Annotated in this window: 4 protein-coding genes; 3 read left to right on the top strand and 1 reads right to left on the bottom strand. The window is 69.5% G+C overall.

All coding sequences use genetic code 11. The features are described 5' to 3' along the window. Positions 1-328 precede the first annotated feature (328 nt). Positions 329-823, bottom strand: coding sequence for a hypothetical protein (locus ACFWQC_RS26790; RefSeq protein ID WP_378685376.1), 495 nt, complete (start codon positions 821-823; stop codon positions 329-331). Positions 824-921: 98 nt separating this feature from the next. On the opposite strand from ACFWQC_RS26790, the gene ACFWQC_RS26785 reads away from it, so the two are divergent. From ACFWQC_RS26785 to ACFWQC_RS26775, 3 genes are read left to right on the top strand one after another with little or no spacing between them, the layout of a single operon-like run. After that, positions 922-3,237 carry an HAD-IB family phosphatase gene (locus ACFWQC_RS26785; RefSeq protein WP_378685373.1) on the top strand — a complete coding sequence of 772 codons (2,316 nt, stop codon included), beginning with the start codon at positions 922-924 and terminating at the stop codon, positions 3,235-3,237. Continuing rightward, positions 3,237-4,427: a zinc-binding dehydrogenase gene (locus ACFWQC_RS26780; protein ID WP_378685371.1), complete on the top strand. Its 1,191-nt coding sequence runs from the start codon at positions 3,237-3,239 to the stop codon at positions 4,425-4,427. Before ACFWQC_RS26785 ends, ACFWQC_RS26780 begins: the two co-directional genes overlap by 1 nt. Before the next feature lie 31 nt (positions 4,428-4,458). Continuing rightward, positions 4,459-6,039, top strand: coding sequence for a lactate racemase domain-containing protein (locus tag ACFWQC_RS26775; RefSeq protein ID WP_378685368.1), 1,581 nt, complete (start codon positions 4,459-4,461; stop codon positions 6,037-6,039). Positions 6,040-6,196: the final 157 nt, after the last annotated feature.

The following is a 6,196-nucleotide window of genomic DNA, read 5'->3' as shown; positions in this document are numbered from 1 at the left end:
AACTCGAAGGATCACGCGGTGGCCGCACCGTCGTCCGACGTACACGCCGGCAACGACCTGGGCGACCGCGCTACACCACTATCGGGGACTCAACTAAGACACGCTCGCCTAAGCGAGCTTTCCCGAGGAAGCGAACCGTGTTGGTCTCGACACGCCTCCGCCTAGCGGCTCCGGCGGCTCGACCAGCGGAGCGGGACGGCTCCACCAGCGGGGCGGAGCGGGCTGGACCAGCGGGGCGGAGCGGGCTGGACCAGCGGGGCGGAGCGGGCTGGACCAGCGGGGCGGAGCGGGCTGGACCAGCGGGGCGGAGCGGCTCGACCAGCGGAGCTCAGTCGGCGACCATCTCAACAAGTCGCCCCATAGCCCCGAGCTCAGCATCGTGAACCCCCTGATCAGGAACGATGACAAGCGACCAAAGCCGATTGTCAACAGCAACATTCCCGACGACAAGATCCCCATCATCGTGCGACTCAATGCAGACGAACGCCCGGGATCCGATCTCAACAGGCGCAGGCGATGAGATGCAGTCTTCCCGACTAGCGGAAAGCCCAGCAGAGACGGAGGTGTCGACCAAGGTTGTCACGAAGATCGCGCCCCGGTCGCTGGTGTAGGTGCATACGTCCTCGTCGGCGGTATGCGACCAGGTGCCGGGGATGGCGCTGGCGACCTGACGGGGCTCGAAGAGACAGGGGCCGGAGGCCACGAGAGGAGACGCGGTCGAGGGGCTCGGGCCAGGGCTGCTGGTGGTGGGTTCCCCGGAGCCGCAACCGGCGAGAGCGGTCGCCGAGAGGACGGCTGCGATGCTCAGCAGCTTCCTCGACACGTACGGCTCCTCGGGGTTTCGGGGGTTCTACGCAGTTTCTCAGGTCGAGCCCGGAAAAGGAGTCACGGGGGTTGCCTCGACCGGGCACAATCGCATCCGTGACCTCTGACCTGGCGCAGGGAAACCATCTTCACGACGACACCCGGGCCTCCATTCGGGAGCGGCTCGCGGGGCAGCACGTGCTGCTCACGGGAGTGACCGGGTTCGTCGGCGAGGCGCTGCTGCATCTGATCCTGACCGAGGTGCCTGACGTACGTCTCAGCGTCCTGGTCCGGCCGAAGGGGTCGACGTCGGGGGCGGACCGGATCGCGAAGATGCTGACCAAGCCGATCTTCGAGGCTGTCTCCGATGCGCAGGTGAACGTCGTCGAGGGCGATCTCTCCGCTCCGCCGGCGCTGCCGGAGGATCTCGACGCCGTGGTGCACTCCGCGGGCGACGTGTCCTTCGATCCGCCGGTCGACGAAGGCTTCGTCACCAACGTCGTCGGTGTCCGCGAGCTGCTCAAGCGGGTCGAGGAGACCGGGCGCGACATCCACTACCTGCACGTCTCCACCGCATATGTGTCCGGGCGGCGAAGGGGGCACATCCCCGAGGGGTCGGTCGACCACTCCGTCGACGTGGACGCCGAGCTGGCCTGGGGGCTGGCGCAGCGCGCGGCCGTAGAGGAGCGCTCGCGCGGCGTCGAGGTGATCTCCAAGCTGCGCAAGCAGGCCGAGCGCGAGCACGGTCGGGCAGGTCTGATGACGGCCGCCGCTGCCGCCGAGGAGGCGCGCAAGAAGTGGGTGAAGGACGAGCTCGTACGCCTCGGCACCGAGCGGGCGCGGTCGCTGGGCTGGACCGACGCCTACACGTTCACCAAGGCCCTGGGCGAGCGGGTGGTCGAAGCCCACGCCGCAGCGGGGAACCGGGCCACGGTCTTCCGCCCGGCGATCATCGAGTCGGCTGTCTCCCGCCCCTATCCGGGCTGGATCGAGGGCTTCAAGATGGCCGAGCCGCTGATCCTCGCCTACGGTCGCGGCGAGCTTCCGCTCTTCCCGGCGGCCGCGGACACCCCCGTCGACATCGTGCCGGTCGACCACGTCGTCGCCTCGATCGTGGCGTGCCTGGCCCACCCGCCCGAGCACGGCGAGCCGGCGTACTTCCATCTCGCCTCCGGCGACCGCAACCCGGTGACCTTCGGGATGCTCTACGAGACCGTGCGGGCCTACTTCTCCAAGGAGCCGTTCGCGGCCGGTGACCGCGGCGCGGCCCGGCTGCCGGAGTGGACGTTCCCGGGCGGGGCCTCGGTCGAGCGGATGATGGTGACCGGGGAGAGGGTCCACAAGATCGCCGACAGACTGCTCGGGATGGCTCCGCGCAGCGACCGCACCCGCAGCTGGGCGCGCGACCTCGACCGGCAGGGCCGGCGGCTGCAGTTCCTGCGCCGCTATCTGGACCTCTACAAGGAGTACGCCCAGGCCGACCTGCGCTTCGTCGACGAGAACACGCTCGCGCTCTATCGGTCGCTGTCGCCGGCCGACCAGGAGACCTTCGCCTTCGACACCGGCGTGATCGACTGGCACGAATACCTCCACGACATCCACGTGCCCTCGGTGACCAAGCCGGTCCGTGAGCTCGACGAGCTGCGCAAGCTGCGGAAGAGGCCGGACTCCGGCCGGCTGCCGCGGATCTCGACAAGCTCGGGGCCACTCCGTTCAGACCCCCAGGAGACGCGGGTCGCCGCCTTCTTCGACCTCGACGGCACCCTGATGTCCTCCAACGTGATCGAGACCTACTTGTGGCTGCGGCTCGGTGAGCTCTCCGGCACCCAGAAGGCGGCCGAGATCGCCCGGATGGCGAGCAAGGTGCCCGGCTACGTGTGGGCGGACCGCACCGAGCGCGGCACGCTGCTGCGTACGGTCTACAAGGAGTACGCCGGCGCCCGGCTCTCCGAGCTCGACCAGATCGTCGACGAGCACCTGGCCACGCACATCCTCGGGCGACTGGCGCCGGACGCGGTCCGGCGGATCCGGGAGCACCGTGCGGCGGGGCACGTGACGGTGCTGGTCACCGGCGCGATCCGGCCGCTGACCCGGCCGCTGATGCCGCTCTTCGACCACATCGAGGCGGCCGACCTGGCCGTCGACGACCGTGGGTTCTGCACCGGTCACATGGCTGCCTCGCCGCTGGTCGGGGAGTCGCGCGGGGCGTTCGTGCGCGAGTGGTCGCGCCGCGAGGGCATCTCGCCGTCCGACAGCTTCGCCTACGCCGACTCCCACTCCGACCTCCCGCTGCTCGCGGCGGTCGGGCATCCAGTCGCGGTCCGGCCCGACGTACCTCTCTTCCGGCACGCCAAGAAGGCGCACTGGACCATCGTCGACTGGGAGTCGCCGGGCCACGCGAGCCGGACGCTCGACCCGGCGGGGAGGCAGTGATGCTTGCGCTCGAGATGTACCGCAGCGTCGCCAAGACGGCGGTCGGGAAGGTGGCCGGGCGGCACCTGCCGCTGCTGCTGACCGGGGCGGCGGCGCCGCTGCGGATGGTGACGCTCGACCCGCCGAAGGTCGAGCACGAGGGGTGGGCGCGGCTGAAGGTGTCGCTGGCCGGGATCTGCGGGTCCGACCTCGGGATGCTGTCGGGGAGGACGAGCCTCTACTTCCAGCCGCTGGTCAGCCTGCCGTTCGTGCCCGGCCACGAGATCGTGGGCGAGCTGCTCGACCCCTGCGGCGACCTGGCGGCCGGGACCCGCGTGGTCGTCGACCCGGTCCTGACCTGCGCCGCACGCGGGCTGGACGCGTGCGAGGCGTGTGCGCGGGGCGAGACCAACCGGTGCTCCCGGATCACCGTCGGCGACATCTCCTCGGGACTGCAGACCGGGTTCTGTCACGACACAGGTGGCGGCTGGTCGCAGCAGCTCTCGGTGCACCGCTCCCAGCTCCACGTGGTCCCCGACGGCTACTCCGACGAGCAGGCGCTGCTCGCCGAGCCGGTCGCCTGTGCGGTCCACACGGCGCGAAGAGCCGCGGTCAAGCCCGGTGATCGGGTGCTCGTCTCGGGGGCAGGGGCGGTCGGGCTGCTGGCCACGCTGGCCCTGCGCGAGCTCACCGACGCCGGCGAGATCCTGGTCGTCGCCAAGCACGCTCACCAGCGCGAGCTGGCGCTGGAGTTCGGCGCCACCGAGGTCGTCGCGCCGTCGGAGACGCTGCGCAGGATCAGGCGCGCGACCAGCGCGTTCATGCTCGAGCCGGAGATGCTCTCCTCGCCCTACCTGCTCGGCGGCGTGGACGTCACCGTCGACGCGGTCGGCTCGAAGGAGTCGCTGCAGACATGTCTGCACGCCACCCGCGCGGGCGGACGCGTGGTGCTCTCCGGCATGCCGGCCTCCGCCGATCTGTCCGCGGCCTGGTTCCGGGAGCTCGAGGTCGTCGGGACGTACGCCTCCTCGCGGGGCTCCGGCGACTTCGCCACCGCCCTCGACCTGGTCGGCCACGATGCCATGTGTCGTCTGGCCAAGACCGTCGCGCCCTACCCGCTCCACCGCTGGCGCGAGGCCCTCGACCATGCCCACTCAGCCGGTCGGCTCGGCACCGTCAAGGTGGCGTTCGACCCCAGCCGGACCAGCTGAGCACAGCCGTCTTGAAGAAGGAGAGTCATCGATGACACGCCCAGGCTTTGTGCTGGAGGTCGACGACCGTACGCCGCCCCTGCTCGTCCACGAGGGGCTCGGGTTCCGGCTCGAGGAGTTCCCGCAGGGCACCCGTGTGGTCTACCCGCCCGAGTCGCTGCCGACGGTGCCGGATGTGGACGCGGCGATCCGGGAGTCGCTGGAGAACCCGGTCGACTCCGAGCCGTTGCGGGAGCTGATGTTCCCGGGGATGCGGCTGACGATCGCCTTCGACGACCTCTCGCTGCCGCTGCCGACCATGAAGGCGCCCGACATCCGGGGCCGGATCATCGAGCAGGTGCTCACGATCGCGGCCGAGAAGGGCGTCGACGACGTCGAGATCATCGCCGCGCTGGCCCTGCACCGCCGGATGACCGACGCCGAGATGAAGCACATCGTCGGCGAGCGCGTCTTTCGCAGCTTCGCGCCGCAGGGGCTGCTCTACAACCATGACGCCGAGGACCGCGCCAACCTCGAGCACATGGGCGTCACCGAGAAGGGCGAGGACGTCGAGATCAACAAGCGGGCGGCCACCTCCGACCTGCTGATCTACGTCAACGTGAACCTCGTCGCGATGGACGGCGGCCACAAGTCGGTCGGCATCGGGCTGGCCTCCTACAAGTCGATCAAGCACCACCACAACGCCAAGACGATGGTGCACTCGCGCTCGTTCATGGACCACAAGCACTCCGAGATGCACTCCTCGGCCTGGCGGATGGGCCGGCTGATCGGCGAGCACGTCAAGGTCTTCCAGATCGAGACGACGCTCGACAACGAGGTGTTCGGGAAGCCGTACGACACGCTGCTCAAGCGCGAGTGGGAGTGGTCGCTGCGCGACCAGGCGACGGTGCTCGGCCTGCGCCGCGGGCTGGCGGTCGCTCCGCAGAAGATGCGCCACAAGATGTTCCACGACCTGCGCTCCAACTACGGGCTGACCGGGATCACCGCCGGCGCCGTCGAGCCGGTGCACGAGCTGACGGTGCAGCGCGTCCACCAGCAGCAGCGGGTTAAGGTCGAGGGGCAGTCCGACGTGATGGTGATGGGGGTGCCCTATCTCGGCCCCTACAACGTCAATTCGACCATGAACCCGATCCTGGCCGCCTGCATGGGGCTGGGCTACTACTTCAACTCCTACCTGCGCCAGCCGGTCGTGCGCGCGGGTGGCGTCGCGATCCTCTACCACCCGCTCGACGAGGGTTTCAACACCCTCACCCACCCCTCCTACGTCGACTTCTACGAGGAGGTGCTGGCCGACACGAACGACCCGGCGCTGATCGGGCCGAAGTTCGAGGAGCAGTTCGCCACGGACCCCTGGTACGTCCACCTCTACCGCACCTCGAACGCCTACCACGGCGTCCACCCGTTCTACATGTGGTACTGGATCGCGCACGCTCTCGACCACCTCGGCGACGTCATCTGGGTCGGCGGGAACCCCAAGGCCGCGGCGCGGATGGGCTTCCGGAGCGCCACCACGTTGCGAGATGCGCTCGAGATGGCCAGCTCGACGGTCGGCCCGAGCCCGTCGATCACCTACCTCCGCAACCCTCCGCACCTGCTGGCGGACGTGCGATGAGCGCCATCGCCGCTGGTCGAGCCGCCGGAGCCGCTAGGCGGAGGCGTGTCGAGACCAACACAGTCGATTCGAGCGCGGACGGGACCGTGTTGGTCTCGACACGGATTCGTTCGTTCCTCACGAATCCGGCTCGACCAGCGGGGGCGGCTCAACCAGC

The organism is Nocardioides sp. NPDC058538, from assembly GCF_042719275.1.
GTDB lineage: Bacteria > Actinomycetota > Actinomycetes > Propionibacteriales > Nocardioidaceae > Nocardioides.
Note: the sequence above shows the minus strand (reverse complement) of the source record. Positions and strands in the feature narration are given on the sequence as shown.

What these genes read in the sequence shown, in the direction of transcription:
- ACFWQC_RS26780 (WP_378685371.1), top strand. Translation starts at nt 3,237, where the DNA reads ATGCTTGCGCTCGAGATGTACCGCAGCGTCGCCAAGACGGCGGTCGGG.
- ACFWQC_RS26775 (WP_378685368.1), top strand. Translation starts at nt 4,459, where the DNA reads ATGACACGCCCAGGCTTTGTGCTGGAGGTCGACGACCGTACGCCGCCC.